Annotated in this window: 17 protein-coding genes, 1 riboswitch and 1 other annotated feature (1 of these 19 running past the window's edge); of the genes, 15 read left to right on the forward strand and 2 right to left on the reverse strand. The window is 37.8% G+C overall.

Going from position 1 to position 22,360, the window contains the following annotated elements:
• Window positions 1-43 precede the first annotated feature (43 nt).
• From tilS to B5D25_RS04170, 10 genes are all read left to right on the forward strand, one after another.
• Entirely contained in the window at window positions 44-1,426 is a 1,383-nt protein-coding gene (gene tilS, locus B5D25_RS04125) for a tRNA lysidine(34) synthetase TilS (protein ID WP_078786662.1), read from the forward strand.
• The gene (hpt, locus tag B5D25_RS04130; protein WP_423230091.1) at window positions 1,419-1,964 is read left to right on the forward strand and encodes a hypoxanthine phosphoribosyltransferase; all 546 of its coding nucleotides are present in this window, start codon (window positions 1,419-1,421) and stop codon (window positions 1,962-1,964) included. The genes tilS and hpt overlap by 8 nt, the downstream gene beginning before the upstream one ends.
• Window positions 1,965-2,007: 43 nt before the next feature.
• Entirely contained in the window at window positions 2,008-3,837 is a 1,830-nt protein-coding gene (gene ftsH, locus B5D25_RS04135; RefSeq protein ID WP_078786664.1) for an ATP-dependent zinc metalloprotease FtsH, read from the forward strand.
• A gap of 483 nt (window positions 3,838-4,320) precedes the next feature.
• Window positions 4,321-4,677 carry a hypothetical protein gene (locus B5D25_RS04140; protein ID WP_078786666.1) on the forward strand — a complete coding sequence of 119 codons (357 nt, stop codon included), beginning with the start codon at window positions 4,321-4,323 and terminating at the stop codon, window positions 4,675-4,677.
• 82 nt (window positions 4,678-4,759) lie between these two features.
• Complete coding sequence (locus tag B5D25_RS04145) at window positions 4,760-5,446, forward strand: hypothetical protein (RefSeq protein WP_078786668.1); 687 nt, start codon at window positions 4,760-4,762, stop codon at window positions 5,444-5,446.
• A gap of 122 nt (window positions 5,447-5,568) precedes the next feature.
• On the forward strand, window positions 5,569-6,249 hold the full coding sequence (locus B5D25_RS04150) for a nitroreductase family protein (protein WP_078786670.1): 681 nt from the start codon (window positions 5,569-5,571) through the stop codon (window positions 6,247-6,249).
• Window positions 6,250-6,278: 29 nt separating this feature from the next.
• Window positions 6,279-7,361 (forward strand): radical SAM/SPASM domain-containing protein, encoded by a 1,083-nt coding sequence (locus tag B5D25_RS04155; RefSeq protein WP_078786672.1) that lies wholly within the window; start codon window positions 6,279-6,281, stop codon window positions 7,359-7,361.
• Between the two features lie 156 nt (window positions 7,362-7,517).
• The gene (locus B5D25_RS04160) at window positions 7,518-9,611 is read left to right on the forward strand and encodes a glycoside hydrolase family 13 protein (RefSeq protein WP_078786674.1); all 2,094 of its coding nucleotides are present in this window, start codon (window positions 7,518-7,520) and stop codon (window positions 9,609-9,611) included.
• 9 nt (window positions 9,612-9,620) lie between these two features.
• Entirely contained in the window at window positions 9,621-11,609 is a 1,989-nt protein-coding gene (uvrB, locus tag B5D25_RS04165) for an excinuclease ABC subunit UvrB (protein ID WP_078786676.1), read from the forward strand.
• Window positions 11,610-11,926: 317 nt separating this feature from the next.
• A complete protein-coding gene (locus B5D25_RS04170; RefSeq protein WP_078786678.1) occupies window positions 11,927-16,543 on the forward strand; it encodes a VaFE repeat-containing surface-anchored protein in 4,617 nt (1,538 codons plus the stop codon).
• 22 nt (window positions 16,544-16,565) lie between these two features.
• Here B5D25_RS04170 and ung read toward each other — a convergent pair whose 3' ends face one another.
• Complete coding sequence (gene ung / locus B5D25_RS04175) at window positions 16,566-17,240, reverse strand: uracil-DNA glycosylase (protein ID WP_078786680.1); 675 nt, start codon at window positions 17,238-17,240, stop codon at window positions 16,566-16,568.
• Window positions 17,241-17,436: 196 nt separating this feature from the next.
• Window positions 17,437-17,541: riboswitch (TPP riboswitch) on the forward strand.
• A gap of 65 nt (window positions 17,542-17,606) precedes the next feature.
• Between ung and thiS the strand changes: the two genes are divergently transcribed.
• From thiS to B5D25_RS04200, 5 genes are read left to right on the forward strand one after another with little or no spacing between them, the layout of a single operon-like run.
• Complete coding sequence (gene thiS, locus B5D25_RS04180; protein WP_078786682.1) at window positions 17,607-17,801, forward strand: sulfur carrier protein ThiS; 195 nt, start codon at window positions 17,607-17,609, stop codon at window positions 17,799-17,801.
• Window positions 17,798-18,445 (forward strand): thiamine biosynthesis protein ThiF, encoded by a 648-nt coding sequence (gene thiF, locus B5D25_RS04185; protein WP_341443643.1) that lies wholly within the window; start codon window positions 17,798-17,800, stop codon window positions 18,443-18,445. The genes thiS and thiF overlap by 4 nt, the downstream gene beginning before the upstream one ends.
• 31 nt (window positions 18,446-18,476) lie before the next feature.
• Window positions 18,477-19,247, forward strand: coding sequence for a thiazole synthase (locus tag B5D25_RS04190; RefSeq protein ID WP_078786684.1), 771 nt, complete (start codon window positions 18,477-18,479; stop codon window positions 19,245-19,247).
• A gap of 13 nt (window positions 19,248-19,260) precedes the next feature.
• A complete protein-coding gene (thiH, locus tag B5D25_RS04195; protein WP_078786686.1) occupies window positions 19,261-20,514 on the forward strand; it encodes a 2-iminoacetate synthase ThiH in 1,254 nt (417 codons plus the stop codon).
• The gene (locus tag B5D25_RS04200; protein WP_078786713.1) at window positions 20,507-21,100 is read left to right on the forward strand and encodes a thiamine phosphate synthase; all 594 of its coding nucleotides are present in this window, start codon (window positions 20,507-20,509) and stop codon (window positions 21,098-21,100) included. The genes thiH and B5D25_RS04200 overlap by 8 nt, the downstream gene beginning before the upstream one ends.
• Here B5D25_RS04200 and B5D25_RS04205 read toward each other — a convergent pair.
• Complete coding sequence (locus B5D25_RS04205) at window positions 21,077-21,970, reverse strand: DUF6709 family protein (protein ID WP_078786688.1); 894 nt, start codon at window positions 21,968-21,970, stop codon at window positions 21,077-21,079. The two genes, B5D25_RS04200 and B5D25_RS04205, sit on opposite strands and share 24 nt — an antisense overlap.
• A 300-nt stretch (window positions 21,971-22,270) precedes the next feature.
• Window positions 22,271-22,360, forward strand: a binding site (T-box leader); it runs 180 nt beyond the window's last position.

A 22,360-nucleotide genomic window follows, 5' to 3' on the forward strand; every position in this document is an offset into this window, starting at 1 on the left:
TTGTTAACCGCTTTTTATTTGTATTCGTATGTTGGAGACATAAATGCATTTTATTGATCAGATTAAAAAGTTCATATCGGAAAATGATCTTCTGGATAAAGGCGACAAGGTTGTTGTCGGAGTTTCCGGCGGCGCAGATTCGGTTTGCCTTTTGCATGTTTTGAATAGTCTGAAAGATTCATTGGAACTGGATATTTTGGCTGTTCATATTAATCATATGATAAGAGGTGCTGAAGCTGACGGAGATCAGAAATTTGTGGAAGATCTTTGCGACGGCCTTGGGATCAAATGGAAATGCTTTCGCATAGATGTGCCTTCTTTGGCTGAAAAGGATAATCTTACCGAAGAAGAAGCAGGAAGAAATGCAAGATATGAGACATTTTATTCTGTAATGAAGGAAAATGGATTTAATAAGATTGCTGTGGCTCATAACAGTGACGATCTTACGGAGACGGTTATATTTAATATGGTCCGAGGAAGCAGTATAAGGGGTATTTCGGGCATTCCGGTTAAAAGGGGTGAAATAATACGTCCGCTGCTTCAAACAAGCAGAAAAGCGATTGAGGAGTATCTTAGGACTATCGGACAGGAGTATGTTACCGATTCAACAAATCTTGAGGGTATTTATTCAAGAAATATAATAAGACATGAGATCCTCCCAAAGCTTAAGGAGCTAAATAAGGGTGCGGACAATCATATCGTAAGGCTGGCATCCGAAATGGAAGAAGTATATGATATTATAAAATGCTCAGCGGAATCGGTTTCTCTGGAGAAAGAGTCCGGGGAAAATGACAGGATTAATATACTGATCAGCGATATAGACGGATTAAGTAAGCTTATAAGAAGTGAAGTATATCTTAGGGCGTTGGAAGAACTTGCGGGAAAACGTAAAGATGTTACGGCAACGCATTTATCCGCTGTTGATGAACTGATCAAGATGGAAAACGGAAAAGAGCTTGATCTTCCTTACGGGATAAAGGTTTATAAAAGTTATGATAAGATAGTATTTGTAAGAAATACTCCGGGAAAAAGGAAGAACGGTTTGACTATTGTTTCAGACGACGGAAAGTATTATCTCGGAGATGGAATCCTGGAGATAAAAAAGGTAAAATACGAAAAAGGTATGGAAATACCTTCGGAAGATATGTATAAAGCTATTGATGCCGGGAAGATAAATGATATATTAAGGTTTAGACTTCCTGAAGATGGGGATTTTATAAGGATTTCCGCAAGCGGCAGCAAAAAGCTGAAAAGACTTTTCACTGATATGAAGATAGATAAGATGCGGAGAAAAGCCATTCCGATCCTGGCGGCCGGAAATGAAGTTATCTGGGCTGTGGGATTAAGGCTAAGTGAAGCATTTAAGATAGATGATGATACGGAAGACATCATTTATTTAAAATATATAGAAGGTATAGATGAATAATTTTAGAAAGGGCGATTGGATGAGCGAGCAGTTTGAAGTACTTATCGATAATGATAAATTGATGAAGAGAGTCAAGGAGATGGCTGAAGAACTTGACAAGGAATATGCCGGAAAGACAGTACATCTTATCGGAATTCTTAAGGGAAGTGTATTCTTCATGACAGATCTTGCAAAGAATATGAAGTCTGATGTGACAATGGATTTTATTTCGGTTTCCAGCTATGGTGACGGCACAGAGTCATCAGGAATAGTAAGGCTTAATAAGGATCTGGACGAGTCTATAGAAGGAAAAAATGTTGTTATTGTTGAAGACATTGTGGATTCGGGAAGAACACTCAGTTATGTAAGAAAATTATTTGAGGATAGAAGACCGGCGAGCCTTAAGATAATCACACTCCTCGATAAACCTGATCGAAGAGTGGTAGATTGTAAGGTTGAAATGTCCGGCTTTGTAATCCCGGATAAATTTATAATCGGATATGGCCTGGATTATGCACAGAAATATCGTAATCTTCCATATATAGCAGTGATTAATTAATCGACTGTTCCGAGATAGAAAGTATTTTTAAAGGAGATTTTAAATGAATAGGCGTGCATTCAAAGGTTTAGGAGTATACATGCTGCTGTTGCTGATAGGTTTGGCAATCTATTATATGGTTGTAAACAGAGAAAAAGATGTTTACAAAGACTACGATAACGAGAAGCTTATGAAAGATGTTCAAAATGGTAACATCGACGAGATTGAGATTGCTCAGAATAAAGAAGTTCCTACCGGTAAAGTATATGTTTCTTACGTGGATGGATCCGAGGTGATCTATTATACATCAGACGTAAATGAGACATATAAATCAATTAAAGAGATAGTGGGAAATAATATAAAGGTTAAGCTTGATGATGTAGAAAAACCATCGCTTTTCCAGAAATTTGCTCCATATATATTTGCTCTGTTTCTTGCTTTGATAGTTTTATTTATCATCATGGGACAGAATGCGGCTAATGTAGCTGCATCAAACGGCGGAAATAAATATATGAATTTTGACAAGAGCCGAGCAAAGAAAGATATTGATACCGGTTTAACATTTAAAGACGTTGCCGGAATGACAGAAGAAAAAGAAGAATTAAATGAGATAGTTGACTTCCTTAAAGATCCGACAAAATATGCGGAAATGGGTGCAAGAATACCAAAGGGTGTTCTGCTTGTTGGCCCTCCGGGTACAGGTAAAACTCTTTTGGCGAAGGCTGTAGCCGGTGAAGCGGAAGTACCATTCTTCTCTATTTCAGGTTCGGATTTCGTTGAAATGTTTGTTGGTGTCGGTGCAAGTCGAGTTAGGGATCTTTTCGCGGATGCAAAGAGAAATTCTCCATGTATGATATTCATTGATGAGATTGATGCTGTTGGAAGAAGAAGAGGAACCGGTCTTGGCGGAGGCCACGATGAAAGAGAGCAGACACTTAATCAGCTCCTTGTTGAAATGGATGGATTCGGTAACAATGAAGGCATAATCGTTCTTGCTGCCACAAATAGAGTAGATATACTTGATCCTGCCATAATGAGACCTGGACGTTTTGACAGAAAGGTTGCTGTAAATAATCCTGATATTAAGGGAAGAGAAGAGATAATCAAGATTCATACAAGAAATAAAAAGCTTTCTGAAGATGTAAACATTCATGAGATTGCCCACACAACAGTAGGTTTCTCAGGAGCTGATCTTGAGAATCTTATGAATGAGGCGGCTATTAGAGCTACTAAACTTGAGCGCAAATTCATAACTAAAGAAGATATAGATAAGTCATTTATAAAAGTCGGAGTAGGAACAGAGAAGAAATCAAAACTTATTTCAGAAGTGGATAAGAAGATTACTGCTTACCATGAAACAGGACATGCGATACTTTTCCATGAATTATCGGAAGTCGGACCTGTGCATCTTGTTTCGATCATTCCTACCGGGCCATCAGCAGCAGGTTATACCATGCCGCTTTCGGAAAATGAAAATTCTCATGTGACACGTAAAAAGATGCTTCAAAATATCATGGTAGAGTTCGGTGGACGTATTGCGGAAGAACTTATATTTGATGATATAACAACAGGAGCTTCTCATGATATAAAAATGGCTACACAGGCTGCAAGAGACATGGTTATAAAGTACGGTTTTTCAGAGAAGATCGGACCGGTTAATTATGAAACAAATGATGAGGGCGAAGTATTCCTCGGAAGAGACCTTGGTCATGCCAGAATGTTTGGCGAGGTCGTTGCCAGCGAAATTGATGCAGAAGTTAAGAGAATAATTGATGATTGCTATAAAGCAGCAAAAAGCATAATCATGAATAATATGGAAGTTCTTCATAAGGGTGCGGAACTCCTTTTGGAAAAGGAAAAAATAACCGGTGAAGAGTTCGATAAATTATTTTGATTAGTAAACAAAAGTAAAAATTAAGAAATTATTAAAATGGCACAATAATCCTTCGCTTCTTCTTAAGAAACAGAACGTTTTGTTGTGCAAAATGCCTTGAAGCAAAATGATAATTAAACAATGTGCACAGAGAAAAAACGAAAATAGTTTACATAAAATTGCATTTCTGTAAAAGTGCACAAATTCGGGGTATAATTGAGCGATTTTTTGTGAACACTTTTTGTCTGTTTCATATATAATAACACTTGTAACCCCCCAATACATTATATAGTTTTTTGCTACACCCCATAAGTAACAAAATACCTTCTCCGAAAGAGCTTGCCGTTCGTTGGCAGGCTCTTTTACTATACAAAATTTGAAAAAAGGCTGAATTTTCAGCCTTTTTTATTATTCCAAGGGGAGACTGTGATATAATTAAAAATATTAATAAAGATAATGATAAAAAAGACGATAAATCAAAATGGATTTTTTGGAGGAAAGCATATGGGACTGTTCCAAAAAGCAGAATATATGTCGGTTTTTATGGATTATAAATTCAAAGAATTTGACGGCCTTCCATGTATTCAGGCAACAGATGGTACATATTATTGTAATGCGGGTTATGCGATCAAAACTAAGGCTTACAGTATGTGGGAAGATGGCAGATATGAGAGAGTAGCGAATGATCTTAGAGAAAATGCAGGCAGGGTCAAGATAGAGGTAGAACTCAAAATGAAAAAAGGGAAGCCTGTGGATTTTAAGATAGACCTTGTTAAACTTGCTTCAACCATTGGAAATAAAGATATTGAAAATTTTGAGTTAAGCGGATGGGGATTCTTTGATAAACCGGTTGATTTTTGAGTTCACTAAAATATGTTTATTAATGATACGGTATGAAATATCGGACAGAAAGTAAGCTTATTAACGAGAAAGGATGTAACGAATGGCTGAAAATAATGAACAGGTATCCTTAAATCATATTGCTGATATTTATCTGTATGAATATTATATCGCTGCTGATAAATCATATGATCTTATATCTGATGAAGCATGCAAGAAATATATTGAGAATGGACGCAGGCTCACGAATGAAGGGAATTACAGTGAGGCTATAAATGAATTCTCTAAGGCGCTGGAATATAATCCTGTGAACGTTGCTGTTATCAATAAGATTGTTTCCTGCTATAAATATCTCCACGACATTGAAAAAGAATTTGAATATGCGCAGAAAACCTATAATTTCTGCTGTACCAGATCGGAACTGGCAACATATTACAGAAATGTCGGTTGGTATTATCTGGAAAAATATAAACCTGAAGTATCTGTTGCATGCTATATGTATAGCAATCTATTTGAAAAATCAGAGCAAAATGAAAATGAAATACATTTCCTGGAAGTGGCTACCCAAAAGAGTTATAAGGACCTTAGCATTGAAGAAATCCAAGAGACTTTGAAAGAAAACAATATTCCGATAGAAGCTTCTTCGGTAACACTTGCATTAATGTATAGAGCAGGGCTTGAAGCACTGAGTCTTGGCAATAAAACCCAGGCATATGAATGCTTTTTTATGGTATATGATCTGACTCAGGATGAAGAAGTGAAAGAATTGATGGAAAAAAGCAGGTCATAAAAAATCACAAATATATATGGGGAAAGATGGGATTTTTTATCTTTTTCTATTGACTTTATAAATTGTACGAAATAAAATAGAGTAAAATATAAGTACCGAGGGATTTGTTTGGAGGATGCAAAATGAGCGAAATAATTATGAGTGACATCAAGGCAATTAAGGAAAGACATGCAGTAAGAAATTATAAGCCGGATCGTATCGAAAAAGATAAGATAGCATGCATCATTGAGAAGATAAATGAGATAAATTCAGAGGGTAATCTGCATTTCCAATTTCTTGAGAATGCAGGAAATACATATAATAAATTGCTTAACAAGGTAATGGGACTTAGCTCTGCACCCAGCGTTATTGCATGTGTTGGTAAAGATAACAACAGTCTGGACCAGAGAGTAGGATATTACGGAGAAAAACTGGTTCTTTTGGCTCAGAAACTTGGCCTTAATACTTGCTGGGCAAATACATTCAATAGAAAGAATATTAATGCAGAGGTAAATGACGGAGAAAGACTTGTAATATCTATAGCAATCGGCTATGGAAAAAATCAGGGCAAACAGCATAAGTCTAAAAGTGCGGAAGATGTGACGGAAGTAGAAGGAACAAGACCGGAATGGTTTGATAACGGTGTGGAGATGGCACTTCTTGCACCTACAGCCGTAAATCAGCAGAAATTTGTTATAAAACTCAGATCGGATGAAACGGTTGAATTTATTAATAATGCCGGAATGTTGGGTGAGGTTGATCTGGGTATTGTCAGATATCATTTTGAAGTGGGTTCGGGAATAAGTCAGATACCTGCCGAATAACTTCCGAATGATTAGTTAGGAGGAGTTTTATGAATATCCAGGAATATATGATCTCCGGGGTGGAGAGGATAGTTAAAGAAGCTATTGCAGCGACGCTTAAAGACCCGAAAGAAAGCGCATTTATGGCAAGATTCGCACTTTCAACAAAGAAGGCTTCTGCAAAAAGAAAAAAATTAGAAGAGGAAGGGCTTCATGTGCCGGCATTTCTTATTTCCAGCATAACCAGTAGTTGTAATCTTCATTGTGCAGGCTGTTATTCGAGAGCGAATACGGCAACTGTTGATACTGAACCTGAGGATCAGCTGAGTGGAGATGAATGGGACAAGATATTCAGTGATGCATCAGATCTTGGAATCAGTTTCATTTTACTTGCCGGCGGTGAGCCGCTTATGAGACGTGATGTCATCGAGAAAGCTAAAACACATAAAGATATTTTATTTCCGATTTTTACTAATGGAACGTATCTTAATGATTCGTACCTTGGGATATTTGATAAAAACAGAAATCTTGTTCTGGTAATAAGCATAGAGGGGGATGAAGCTCGCACCGACAACAGACGCGGCGACGGAATCTATAGACTGCTTATGGCCGGGATAGATAAGCTGAATAAGCGCAGGCAGCTTTTTGGAACCTCGGTTACAGTTACGACCGAAAATATGGACGAAGTATTTTCGGATGATTTTGTGGATATCATGAGTGACAGAGGTTGTAAAGTCATATTCTATATTGAATACGTTCCTATGTCTGAAGATACTGAATTTCTTGCGCCGGGAGATGAAGAAAGAGACATAATGATTGAAAGGATAAATGAGCTCCGAAGAAAATATCCTGAAATGCTTTTTGTGACTTTCCCGGGAGATGAGAAGAGTTCGGGTGGATGCCTTGCGGCAGGAAGAGGATTCTTCCATATTAATTCACATGGTGCAGCGGAACCTTGTCCATTTTCACCATATTCAGATATAAATGTAAAGGACAGTTCTCTACGAGAAGCTTTAGAGTCAAAGCTCTTTATGGAACTTCGGGATAATGATGTTTTAAATGCAGAGCATATAGGCGGATGCGTGCTTTATGAGAAAAGAAAGCAGGTTGAAGAGCTGGCAGGCATAGTATAAATTTGATAAAGATCTAAAGAATGGGACTTGGTGAAATGATGCCGAGTCCCATTTTTGAAATAAAAAAATAAAGTAATTTTATTATATATGTGGTAAAATATTAATGTCAGACCGATGCTTAGGCAGAGGTAGTTTTAAGATCCGGAGAGTTAAAATATGGTAGATAGAAGCGCTCAGAAAGTAATCAATTATATATATAATTATAAACCGATAGTTAATTATGGGGCTCTTTTTTCTGATGGGTCCGAAAGATTCAGGATACCGGCTGAGCCTCGTACAGGCGATAAAGTCAGATTACGTTTTAGAACAGCGCGTGATAATGTAGACTACGTTCTTGTTGTCTATAACGGAGAAAAGCTATCTATGGAAATAGCTGAGAGTAATCTTACTTTTGATTATTATGAGATAGTTCTTCCTGAACTGGTTGAGAGAGGAAGATACTATTTTGAGATAGGTGCGGGAAATGTCACTGTCTTCTACAATAAACTCGGAGTGGTTAAAGATGTGGATGAACAGTATGATTTTGAAGTGATACCTGATTTCACTGTTCCGGCATGGGCGAGAGGCGCTGTATTCTATCAGATATTCGTCGATAGATTTTATAATGGTGATCCTTCAAATGATGTTATTTCCAATGAATATAAATATATAGGTAGAATGGTTACTAAAGTTGATGATTGGGATAAGGTTCCTGAGGCTGTAGATGTGGCTAATTTCTATGGCGGTGATCTTCAGGGCGTAATGGACAAGCTGGATTATCTTCAGGATCTCGGTATAGATGCTATTTATTTTAATCCTATTTTTGTATCACCATCCAATCATAAATACGATATCCAGGATTATGATTATATCGATCCTCACTACGGAAAGATTGTTGTTGATGAGGGTGATATCCTTAAGGATGAAAACAGCGAAAATAGTGAAGCAACAAGATATATAGAAAGAGTGACGAACCTTAAAAATCTTGAGGCATCCAATGAATTCTTCATTTCCTTTGTTGAGGAAGCTCACAGAAGAGGGATCAAGGTCATTCTGGATGGTGTATTTAATCACTGCGGATCATTCAATAAATGGATTGACAAAGAGAAGATTTACGAAGGAAGAGAGGAATATGAGAAGGGCGCTTATATCGATAAGGATAGTCCATATAACAGTTTCTTCCGCTTTAATGATAAAAATGCATGGCCTTACAACAACACATATGACGGCTGGTGGGGACATGATACGCTTCCAAAACTTAATTATGAGGAGTCGGAAAAACTCCATGATTATATAATGGAAATAGGCAAGAAATGGGTTTCGCCGCCTTACAATTGTGACGGATGGCGTCTTGATGTTGCTGCGGATCTCGGATGTTCTGAGGAATATAATCACAGATTCTGGAGGGACTTCAGAAATGCAGTCAGATCTGCGAATCCGGAAGCTATTATACTTGCGGAGCATTATGGAAATCCAAAACCTTGGCTTATGGGTGATCAGTGGGATACCATCATGAATTACGGCGCATTTATGGAGCCGATAACATGGTTCCTTACCGGAGTTGAGAAGCATAGTGACGAATTTAGAGGTGACTTTCTCGGTAATCCCGATATTTTCTGGGATTCGATGAGATATTATATGGCTTATTTTAATGAAAATTCTCTTCAGGTTGCTATGAACGAATTGTCAAATCATGACCATTCAAGATTCCTTACGAGAACCAACAGAAGAGTCGGCAGGATACATACCATGGGAGCTGAAGCCGCAAATGAAAATGTAAATAAAGCAACATTCAGGCAGGCGGTATTATTTCAGATGACATGGCCGGGCGCACCGACGATTTATTACGGAGATGAGGCCGGAGTCTGCGGATGGACCGATCCGGATTCAAGAAGAACTTACCCATGGGGCAAGGAAGACCTGGTTCTCATACAATTCCATAAGGATATGATAAATATACATAAGAGCAGCGAAGCTTTGATGCACGGCTCTTTGATAAAGCTTCACGGAAGTAACAAATGTATAGCATTCGGACGATTCACGGATGATGAAGCTGCTGCTATCGTGATCAACTGTGATTATGAAGACAAAACCGTTAATCTGCATGTGGGACGTATGGGAGTTCCGAATAATAGGATGATGAAGCGAGTTATCTTAACCTATGAAAACGGATATTATCCTGACGATCAGTCTGTTATGGTGCAGAATAATTCTTTGACTGCTGTTATTCCGAGAATGTCGGCAGCGGTATATATTTACAAGAGAAATTAAGGAGCATTTATGGCTGAATTTATATTACATTCTGAATTTGAACCTACCGGAGATCAGCCTGAAGCTATTGAGGCTTTGGTGAAGGGATTCAACTCGGGGATGAAAGAGCAGACCCTCATGGGTGTTACCGGATCCGGTAAGACATTTACTATGGCAAATGTCATAAAAGCCTTAGGTAAAAAGACACTTATTATTTCCCACAATAAAACTCTTGCAGCGCAGCTATATGGAGAAATGAAAAGCTTCTTTCCGGAAAATGCAGTAGAATATTTTGTTTCTTACTATGATTACTATCAACCGGAAGCATATGTTCCATCGACGGATACATATATTGCAAAAGATTCCTCGATAAATGATGAGATAGATAAGTTGAGACATAGCGCAACAGCGGCTCTTATTGAAAGAGATGATGTTATAGTTGTTGCGTCTGTTTCATGCATTTATGGTATCGGTAATCCTGAGGATTATAAATCCATGATGCTTTCACTCAGGCCTGGGATGGTTATGGACAGAGATGATCTGATCGGTCATCTTGTGGATATGCAGTATTCCCGAAATGATATGGATTTCAAGAGAAGTACCTTTAGAGTTAAAGGTGATACGGTTGACATAATACCTTCAAATACAAATGAAGCTGCAATAAGAGTTGAATTTTTTGGGGATGAAGTTGACAGAGTTTCGGAATTCGATCCTCTTACGGGAGAGATAAAAAGAAATGTTAATTTCTCGTGCATTTTCCCTGCGTCTCATTATGTTATTGAACCGGGAAAAATGGAAAAGGCACTTGCTGAGATCAGCGAAGAGCTGGAAGAAAGAGTTGCATATTTTAAGGCAAATGATAAGCTGCTTGAAGCTCAGAGAATTAAAGAAAGAACTGATTTCGATATCGAAATGTTAAGAGAAACCGGATTTTGTTCGGGAATAGAGAACTATACAAGGATACTTGCTGGAGGAAAAGAAGGTGAGGCTCCGAGTACTTTGATGGATTTCTTCGGAGATGATTATCTGCTTATAGTGGACGAGTCGCATATCTCTCTGCCACAGGTCAGAGGAATGTTCGGCGGGAATAAATCCCGTAAACAAGTGCTTATAGATTTCGGATTCAGACTTCCATCTGCAATGGACAACAGGCCTCTTAATTTTGAAGAGTTTGAGCAGAGAATAGATAAGGCATTGTTTGTATCGGCAACGCCGGGGGATTATGAATCACTTCATGAGGAAAATAAAGTCGAGCAGGTTATCAGACCTACGGGACTTCTTGATCCGAAGATTGATGTAAGACCGGTTACCGGACAGATCGATGACCTTTACAGTGAGATCATCAAAGAGACTAAGGCCGGCAATAAGGTTCTTGTCACAACGCTTACCAAGAGGATGGCAGAGGAACTTACAGATTATCTTAAAGGGCTTGATGTTAAGGTCAAATACCTTCATTCGGATATCGATACAATGGAACGAATGGAGATAGTGAGAGACCTCAGAATGGGTATCTTCGATGTCCTTGTGGGTATCAACCTTCTTCGTGAAGGGCTTGATATTCCGGAGATTACCCTTGTGGCTATTTTGGATGCTGATAAAGAAGGCTTCCTTAGATCTGAAACATCGCTTATTCAGACCATAGGACGTGCAGCCAGAAATGTGGACGGCCACGTAATAATGTATGCAGACACCATTACAGATTCCATGAGAAATGCCATAAATGAAACGGAAAGAAGGCGTTTGATACAGCAAAAATATAATGATGAGCATGGCATTACGCCGACAACTATCAGAAAAGCTGTAAGAGATCTTATTACGACAGGCATCACGGCTGACGAAAAGGAAGGACGACGCAAGGGACCTTCCGTTGATGCGATGAATCAGAAGGAACTTCGTAAGGAAATAGAAAAGCTTACTAAGAAAATGAATAGAGCGGCGGTTGAACTTGAATTTGAAAAGGCTGCTGAGTTGAGAGATCAGATCAAAGAACTTAAACTTGCATTAAGAGATAGTGAGTAGCGACCGGATGAAAATAGATTATGTTTTGCAATCCTGAATGGGAAATATTCCGGAAATGCTGATAAAGTTTTACAGGTTGAATGAAAAGATTTATATGAGCAAAATGCTTCGAAATGTTGCATTTTGCTCATTTTTTGTTTTTTGAAGAAAATCCCTTGAAAAGATTTTTCTATATCATTATACTGAATCACACATGCGGTGAACTGCTCTTTTATACGCATGCATTCTTTATATTTTCCTAATTAACAATTGAATATACGGCTGATATCGCGGGATAAAAAGGCCCGCCTAGTTTTTGATTATGAGGAGAAAAGCTTATGAATTTATTTAAAAGAGTAACAGCAATGGGGTTGATGCTGTTAATGACGATGACACAAATATCAGCTGTGGGTTTGACTGAAGGATTAAGAAATGCGGCAGATAGGGAGAGTGCTGCAGTAAATACTGAAAAGGATATTAAAGTGGATGGAGATTTTTCGCTCCGCCAGCTTATTATAAAGACTGATGATAAGAGTATTTTTACAGAAAATACAAATGTAATTTCATCATATGGGAATGTTTATCTTGCTGAATTTGATACAGAAAATGAAGTGAGAGAGGCTTATTCATATTACTGTGAAAAAGCGGAATATGTAGAAGTAAATGGATTTATATCCGTATCAAATGAGGAAAATAAGGGAGATAAAGAAGACGTTACAGAAGAAGTGACAGAAGAAGTGACAGAGGAAGATGTTGCGGGAGAAATGACGGATGTCACAGAATTAGAGCATGTAACGGAGAAAAAGACAGAAAATGTGACTGAGGAAATTGTCGCAGAGGAAAAGACAGAAAATGTGACTGAGGAAATTGTCGCAGAGGAAAAAACAGAGGAGACGACTGAAGAGAACGTGACTGAGGAACAGCCGGAAGTGATAGATGAATCCGACTCTTTAAATATTTTGAGAAGCATGTGGGATGAAAATGAGATTGGAACTTTCGAAGAAGGAACAATAGCCGTTATTGATACAGGTATTGCGTCAAATGATCTTGTTGGGGAAATATCATTTGTGGACGGTGCCGGTGATGACAACGGACATGGAACAAGAATATTTGAATATATCAAAGAAGAAAATCCGGAAGCAAAAGTATTATCTGTAAAGGCTATGGACAGGAATGGAAGGGGAAGAGTTTCAGATATATATGCGGCTTTAGAATATGCCATAAGTAGAAAGACATCCATCATAAATCTTTCGATGTCTGCTTACAGTATGGCAGGCAGTCGTCTGATTGAAGATACTGTGAGAAAGGCAAAAGAAAATGGTTTGATCGTAATCGGAGCTGCGGGAAATAATGGAGAAAATGTTATAAATTACATACCGGGAAGTATTGATGAAGCTGTAATAATCGGAGCGTGCGATAAGGACGGAAAAAGACTTGAAATTTCAAATTACGGAGACACTGTTGATTACTATATGGAGTCTGCCTCAACATCAGAAGCTGCAGGAAGATTTTCAGGACTTATCTCAAAGGGCGGATATGAAGCGGCATTTAATTCCGGTAGGGTTTATTCAAGTGAACTCAAGAATCTAAAAGCTAAAAATGACTCGGGAAATGAGAACAACAAAGCTGACAATGACCGGATGAATGAAAATAGTAAAACAGAAAATAACTCAGCGAATGATAATAATGATCAGGATAATAACGATGAATCGGATGAAAATGCGGATGAAATAATCTTCATAGCAGCGGATAACTATCCATGGCTTGAAGGTCATTCCGGCGGATGGAGTTATGTGAAAGGACATAACTTCGATGGGTATTATTATTTCCAGTATTATAATCCGGACAATAGTTTATTTGATACCGGTTATTTCTTTGAGGTGAATAATACAAGGCTTAATGCGTTTTGTATCGATGCCGACAGTAACTCGGGCCTGGATGGGTATGAATTTGATATAAATAAAGTTGATTGGAATGATGAAGAAACTAAAAAGGTTGTTTATTATTCCATCCATAATTATGATTATGTAACTGCGCATAGAGTGATATGCCATTATCTTAGAGCAAAAGGCAGAGCAAATAATGACGGAGTGGGTGACTTTTCGGAAGAAATGAATAAGGCGCTTAAATCATCGATTCCTGAAAATGTAATCTTCAATATTTATTATTTGAATAACCGTGCTCATGCAGGCGACAGCGGTGCATATCAGGATTTTATTACATGGAATGAAAAGAAGATTATTAAGACAAAATATTATATTGCTGTTAGTAAAAAGGATAATCTTGGAGGAAATGTAGAAGGTGTAAGCTTCGATGTTATCATAAATGGTTCCGAGAAGAAAAAGGCCATGACTACAGGTAAAGATGGTAAGGCATCATATTATCTTGGAGAATTTGCAAGTCAGCCAACAGTAGCTGTAAGAGAAAACTGGTCGGACAAAAGATTTGTTGCTGGAAAAGAGCAGAAGAATGTAAAGGTTTATAAGACAGAGGCGGAAGCTCTTTCTCATGCAAATGAAGCCGAATGGATCAATAAAAGACATACATTTGCAACTATTGAAAAGACTTCGGAAGACAGTAAGATTACAGATGGAAATCCAAATTACAGTTTTAGCGGAATAAAATATGATCTATATGATTCCGGTGATAGACGACTTGCAGAGGTGACTCTTTCACAAAGTGGCTATAAGGGAATTATCCAAAAAACTGCCGACATTAAGATCACTAAGACAGGAGAAGATAGAGGACTTTATGCGGATAAGATTTCCGGGAAAGTTGTAATAGGTGGTCTTAATAGTGGAAGTGAATATTATTGGAAAGAGAAGAATTCCGGTGAAAACGGATATATGATTTCCGATACGAAGATAGTTTTTAAAGCTGCAGATAATGATGCAGTCACACCGAAGGTTGTGCAGGTAAAAGATAAACCATACATAGGAAGTATCAGGATTCATAAAAGACTTATGCCGGTTGATATAAGCGGAGCGAGCCCGGAAGGTGCTGAATATCTCGTTGAAGGAAAGGATGAACATAATAGTTCATTCAGTGAGAAACTGATCATCGGTGAAGACGGTTATTCGGAAAAGATAAATGTTCCTCTCGGAAATTATACTGTTCGTGAGGTTAAGGGGCCGAATAAGGGGAGTTATACTCTGGATGGACAAACATATCATATTTCCATAACACAGGATGGAGGCTATAAAGAAACAGCAATCGGCGAAATTACAGTTGCAAATGAAGTGCTGATTGAGTCCGTGGATCATTATATTTATCCGGTTGATATTACTATCGAAAAATATGATAAAGAGGGAACACGTTCTCAGTTAAAGTCACTTAAAGGCGCTGTATTTCAGGCAGAATTTTATGATTTAAATGATGGTCGAGAGATAAGATATCTGGGAGAACTTGATGGCGTCGAACCTTATCTGATAGAAAATATTATGACGGATGATGAAGGTAAGGCTTCATTTGGCAGTCGTGATTTCATTTCTTTAGGAACGATTGTTATAAGAGAGATCAAGGCGCCGGACGGCTATACAACCGAAAATGCATCCATTTCATTCGCGGGAGAAGGTGGCTCGGAAATATCATTTGTAGGCAATACAGTGATAATTAATTATACAGAAGAAGGAATTTTCATTGGTGAAGAAAAGATCAAAGAAGATACTGCTATAAAATATTTTGATCAGGTGGCAAGAGCCGATATTGCTATCAGAAAGAAAAATCTTTCTTCGGGAGAAGTGATGCCGGGGGTGCATTTCAAGATCAGTAAGATAGATTCTGATGAAGAAATAGAGATAGTTACAGATGAAAATGGATACTGGAGCAGTTCGGCAATCTATGCTTCTCATCTTGAAAATACCAATGAAACTGTAGCCGGAGCAGGAACATGGATTTACGGAACAGAGGAGAAAGATGTAAATAGCATAACCGATGATGCAGGTGCATTTCCTCTTGGAAAATATCATGTTGAGGAAATTCTTCCGGAAGGCTATTACAAGAATGGGCAGGTTGTATTTGATTTTGAGATTACAAAAGATATGAATGGCGAAGCTCTTTTATTTGACAGAACAAATGAAAAGCTCGTGGACCTTAAAACAAAAGCCTGGGATAAGGATACAGTATCCAACTATGCTCTTGCTGAAAATGGAAGAGTGCTTACGGATACAGTTAAAATGAGCGGCCTTGTTAAAGGTACTGAGTATACTCTTGTAACTAAACTTATTGATAAAGAAAATGAAGAGATACTTGCTGAGAAAAGTTCTGTATTTAAAGCTGATTCTGTTGACAAAGAGATTGATATAGAAGTTGATTTTGATGCTGAAACTTATGCAGGTAAAGGCGTTGTATTCTTTGAATATCTTTATAAAGGAGATATAACAGGGAAAAACAGTACAGGAGATAAGAAATTTCCTGAAGAACTTTTGATCGGAAAACATGAGGATATAAATGATGAAGGACAGAGTATTTATTTCCCTGAATTAAATACGAGAGTCGAAGCGCTTGATGGATCAAGGGATGTTCAGCCTATAGAAAATGTCAGCATATTTGATAATGTTTCATTTAAGGGCCTTCAGGATAAAGAGGATTATAGGATAAAAGGAGTATTAATGGATAAATCCACTGGCGAAAGAGTGCTTATCGATGGTAATCCTGTTATTTCCGAAAAAACGTTTTCAGCAGAGGAGAGCGACGGTATAGTTGTTGTGGACTTCTCATTTGATGCGAGATCATTAAAGGGACATGACGTTGTTGTCTTTGAAGAAGTTTATGATAAGAATGGATATCTTGTGGCAAAACATGCGGATATTAATTATGCTCCACAAACATTTAGAGTTACAGAGGAACCTAAGACAGGAGATACTGCAATGATCGGAATGTGCTTCATTCTTCTTATGATATCTGCAGTGGGACTTTTGATCTGTGTAAAAAAGAAAGGCACCGGACGGATTTAGTCTGATGCCTGGATTCAAAATTTTATATATTTTCTATCTGCCAATCTATAGGTGTAAGTCCATTTTCAATGAGGAAATTATTGGCCTTACTGAAATGCTTACATCCGTAGAAACCTCTATATACGGAAAGCGGACTAGGATGAGGTGCTTCAAGTATTAAATGTTTTGGATTGTTAAGCATAGATTTTTTGCTTCTTGCAAATCCGCCCCATAACAGGAATACTATCGGACGATCAACTTCATTTACGATTCTTATGACAGCATCGGTGAAGTTTTCCCAGCCCTTTCCTTTATGAGAAGCTGCTTCATGAGCACGGACAGTAAGAACGGAATTTAAAAGCAGAACACCTTGTTCGGCCCATTTAACAAGATAGCCGTTATTCGGGATATAACATCCGAGGTCGGATTCAAGTTCCTTATATATATTGGCGAGTGATGGCGGAATATCCACTCCCGGCTTTACGGAAAATGACAGTCCATGTGCCTGATTCGGTTCATGATAAGGATCCTGACCTATAATGACGCATTTCAGATTTGAAAGCGGAGTAAGATGGAAAGCATTGAAAATGTCATCTCCGGGCGGATATACAGTATGTTTGCTATATTCTTCACTGATGAAAGAAAATAGCTTTTTATAATAATCTTTTTTATATTCATCTTTAAGTTTATCTGCCCAGTCGTTGGTGATAGGTGGCATTTTTTGGCCCTCCTTCAAATTGATATGCATTTTCAACGTATAAAATATATGCTTATAAGATTTTATCAAAAATAGTATTTCTATACAATGAATAATATAGATAAATAATTTTATCTATTTACATATCTTCAATAAAAGGCTATAATGTGCAGTGTTTAGACTATCTAAACCGCCGGATGTAGAGATAACATAATGGCGACAAATTTACGGGAGCTTGTAAACAGGCTGAGAGGAAGTTGCGAACTTCGACCGGTAACCTGATTTGGATAATGCCAACGTAGGGAAATGTTTTGCTTACTAAAAGAGGAGTTTCCGGATCGGAAACTCCTTTTTCGTACGTTAGATAATGAAAAGAGGTGAATTTTAATGGTAAGAGTAAATGGCGAAGATATGGATATTGCCGGAAAGAGCCTTTTGGAATTCATAGAGACATCGGATTACAATAAGAATCGTATCGCGGTTGACATTAACGGCGATATCATTCCTAAAGCATCTTATGCAGACAAAATACTTGCCGACGGTGATGTCGTAGAAGTGGTCTCATTTGTAGGAGGGGGTTGATTACGATACCTACCAAAGAAGAATGGATTGCTGCGCTTATTGAACGGCATGGTGAAGAAAGGCAGAGAGCATTTTTATCTGCAACCGTTGCAGTATGCGGTTTGGGAGGATTAGGGTCGAATATTTCGATATGCCTTGCAAGAGCAGGCATCGGAAAACTTATAATAATCGACTTTGATAAAGTTGATATTACTAATCTCCATCGCCAGCAATATAATGCCGACCAGATAGGTAAATATAAGACAGATGCTTTGGAAGAAAACCTTCGTAAGATCAACCCATTTATAGAGATTGTTAAGCATAGGGTTAAACTTGACGAAGAAAATCTTATGAATATACTTAAAGATACGGATATCGTATGTGAGGCATTTGATAAGGCGGAATCGAAAGCGATGCTGGTAAATGCAGTGCTTTCGGATATGCCGGACAAGTATATTATTTCAGGGTCAGGAATGGCCGGCTTTGCGGATGCGAATCTTATAAAGACTAAGAGAATTACGGAAAGATTTTATCTCGCAGGCGATCTTCAAAGTGACGTAAATGACGGCATAGGTCTTGTATCATCCAGGGTCATGGTCTGTGCAGCACACGAGGCTCATATTGTTCTCAGACTTCTTGCTGGAGAACAGGAGCTCCAAAAGTAAAGAATTATTGAATCAAATAGAGGAAATAAAAATGCAAAATGATGAACTTATAATTGGTGGAAAAAGTTTTAATTCAAGATTCATTCTTGGATCCGGTAAATATTCAATGAAGCTTATTGAAGCTGCAACAAAGGATGCCGGCGCTGAGATGATAACACTTGCAGTACGAAGAGCAAATACAAAAGAAGAAGAGAGTATACTTGATTATATTCCTGAAGGAGTAACACTTCTTCCGAATACAAGCGGTGCCAGAAATGCAGAAGAGGCAGTCAGAATCGCACGTCTTGCAAGAGAACTCGGTTGTGGTAATTTTGTAAAGATTGAGATCATGAGAGATACAAAATATCTTCTTCCGGATAACCAGGAAACAATTAAGGCAACGGAAATTCTTGCCAAAGAAGGATTTGTAGTTATGCCATACATGTATCCGGATCTTAATGCAGCAAGAGATCTTGTAAATGCAGGAGCTGCATCTATAATGCCGCTTGCTTCACCGATTGGCTCAAATAAGGGACTTGCAACAAAAGATTTTATACAGATACTTGTTGATGAGATAGACCTTCCTATCATAGTTGATGCCGGTATCGGTCGTCCATCTCAGGCATGTGAGGCTATGGAAATGGGTGTTGCCGCAGTTATGGCTAACACAGCACTTGCAACAGCAGGAAACCTTCCACTTATGGCTTCAGCATTTCGTGATGCCATAGAGGCCGGTCGTAAGGCATATCTTGCGGGTCTTGGAAGAGTTTTAGTTCGTGGTGCTTCAGCATCTGATCCTCTTACAGGATTTTTAAGAGATTAGGTGGAGGCAGAAAATGGAAAATAACTATCTGATAGATTCTGATAATCTTTCTCCGGAAGCATTGGAGAGAAAACATAGACTTGAGAATGATCCTTCATTAAGAACAAATCATATGGAATATCTTCCGGGCATGCAGAAGATTGAGTCCGATGTTTGCAAAAATGTTCTTGAACAGATGAATTCATACGATCATTCCAAATATACAGCGAAGGATGTAATGAGAGCTCTTGAGCATGAGACATGTTCGATTGAAGATTTTAAAGCGCTTCTTTCGCCGGCAGCGGAACCATTTCTTGAAAAAATGGCTCAGCGTGCAAAGATTGAAACAAGTAAGCATTTCGGAAACACTGTTTACTTATTTACACCTATTTATATAGCAAATTATTGTGAGAATTACTGTGTTTATTGTGGCTTCAACTGTTATAACAAGATAAGAAGAATGAAGCTTACAATGGAACAGATTGAGCATGAGATGAAGGTAATAGCTGACAGTGGTATGGAGGAAGTACTTCTTCTTACCGGTGAGTCAAGAGCTATGAGTGATGTTGAATATATCGGCGAAGCATGTAAGCTCGCAAGAAAATATTTCCGTCTGGTAGGACTTGAGATATATCCTGTAAATGTTGATGAGTACAAATATCTTCACGAGTGCGGTGCCGATTATGTAACTGTGTTCCAGGAGACATATGACACTGTTAAATATGAGACACTTCATCTTATGGGAAATAAAAGAGTATGGCCATATAGATTTGATGCTCAGGAGAGAGCACTTATGGGTGGGATGAGAGGAGTTGCATTCTCAGCGCTTCTCGGACTTTCTGATTTCAGAAAAGATGCTTTTGCAACAGCTCTTCACGTATATTATCTGCAGAGAAAATATCCTCATGCAGAGATGTCACTTTCATGTCCAAGACTCAGACCGATTGTTAATAATGATAAGATCAGTCCTTTGGATGTTCATGAAAAGCAGCTTTGTCAGATCATATGCGCATACAGGATATTCCTTCCATTTGTCGGGATCACAGTTTCTTCAAGAGAAAGTGCTGAATTCAGAAATGGTATTGTTAAGATTGCCGCAACAAAGGTTTCGGCAGGAGTATCCACAGGTATTGGTGATCATGAGTCGAAATACAGCGGAAAGGATTCTACCGGAGAAGAAGGGGATGAACAGTTTGAAATCTGTGATTCCAGAAGTCTTGATGCAATGTATAATGACATTACTGACGAAGGACTTCAGCCGGTTATGAATGATTATTTATATGTCTGATATTATTTGTGTTACAAATAGAAAATTATGCACAGTTCCATTTCTAAGTCAGATTGAAAATATAGCTAAGGCAGGTCCGAAAGCTATAATACTCAGAGAAAAGGATATGGAAGAAGAGGAATATTATAATATCGCTAAAGAAGTGAAAGAAATCTGCGAGAAATATGATGTTGAACTGATAATTCACTCCTTTTATAATGTTGCTCTTAAACTCGGAATCGGAAGCCTCCATATGCCGCTTGGACTTTTGGAAAGTATTTCAACGGACGATAAGAAAAAATTTACAAATATTGGTGCGTCATGTCACTCAAAAAAAGATGCAGTCAAGGCTTATAGTCTTGGCTGCACCTATATAATCGCAGGTCATATATTTGAAACTGATTGTAAGAAGGGGCTTCCCGGAAGAGGAATTTCCTTTCTTAAAAATGTTTCTTCGATTGTTGATATTCCTGTCTATGCCATTGGTGGCATCAGTAACGATAATTACTCCGAAGTAATCGGTGCCGGGGCTGCCGGCGCATGTATCATGAGCTCTGCCATGACAGCGGTTGAACCGAAGAAATTATTTGATGAGTTTATATCCTGATGTCTTCATCTTTCCGTCGATTGTCATTTCAGGTTCGGACTTCTTCTTATCGGTTGAAAGATCGTCATCATCATTATTGTGCATCATCTTATAATTCTCACCTGCACTGTATAACTTAGGTGGTGCAGCAGGGGTTTTGCTTTCTTTAACTTTATTATTCGGATTAACATCGTTGATATTATCGATGGTGCTGTTTCCAATATTAAGAGCTCTTCCCGAAGCTTTCATACGCTTCTTAACGCTTTTGTCATTTACTGATGAAATGATAGAGTTACCAAATAATATAAGAACGCCTACAAGGGTGGATATAAATGCAAGCCAGCGTACCCAGGTATTATTTACTGTTGTATCAAGATAGATATAACGAATCTTTGTTGTACTTGCAGGATTATCTTTTATTCTTCTATCAGTAAGGAATTTCTCATATTTATCTTTTAAATCTTTGTTAGTGATATTAACGATCCTTCCGGTGAACTTAATCATATTAGAATTATTTTCAATTACAGGATTGAGGTTTGGGTTGGAAATTGATTTGAGTGTTGAAATGTCTTTTTTCTTAACTGCGATACCCATTACCGAATTATCTTCAAGCTGGATTGTGTAATAATACATATTTCCAAGTGGGAAGAATCCAAAATATTTGAATTTATCTTTTGAAAACTCTCCAAGTGATGAATTGAATTTAACGGAAACATTTTTGTCATCCAGAGAAGAATCGCTTATATTATAATCATTTACGATCATTGTATTCAGATTCTTTGGCTTTCCGCTGAATATGTCTTTAAAGTTAGTGATGATGGTAAATATTCCTATAACAAGGGCTATTATACCGATGGTAAGAATAATTCCTTCTTTTTTATTTTGTTTCATGTTAGATTCTCCTTAGTTAATCTTCATAGTCCCACAATTTTTGTTGAAATTTATAACAAAATTCGATTTAAATATACTATTTTATGACGTTTTTTTCAATGCTTTTTATATCCGGAAGTGTTGATTTTTAGGGCAAAATGACGATTTAACGTGCATTATTTTGATATTTGTGATAAATGACGAATTCTTTAGTGCATTATTCCTAATAGATTATTGTGAAAAAATGTTATTATGTGAATTTTAGATTTTAAACCTTCTTGACATATCAATCTTACTGTGATAAATTCATCGCATATAGTTTTAAATGCTATGAAGAGGAATAGTAGGGATTTGACAATCCTGCAGAGAGCTGCCGGTTGGTGTAAGGCAGTGGATCAAAGATTCTGAACT

The sequence above is a fragment of the Eubacterium ruminantium genome (genome assembly GCF_900167085.1).
Taxonomy (GTDB): Bacteria; Bacillota; Clostridia; order Lachnospirales; family Lachnospiraceae; genus Eubacterium_Q; species Eubacterium_Q ruminantium.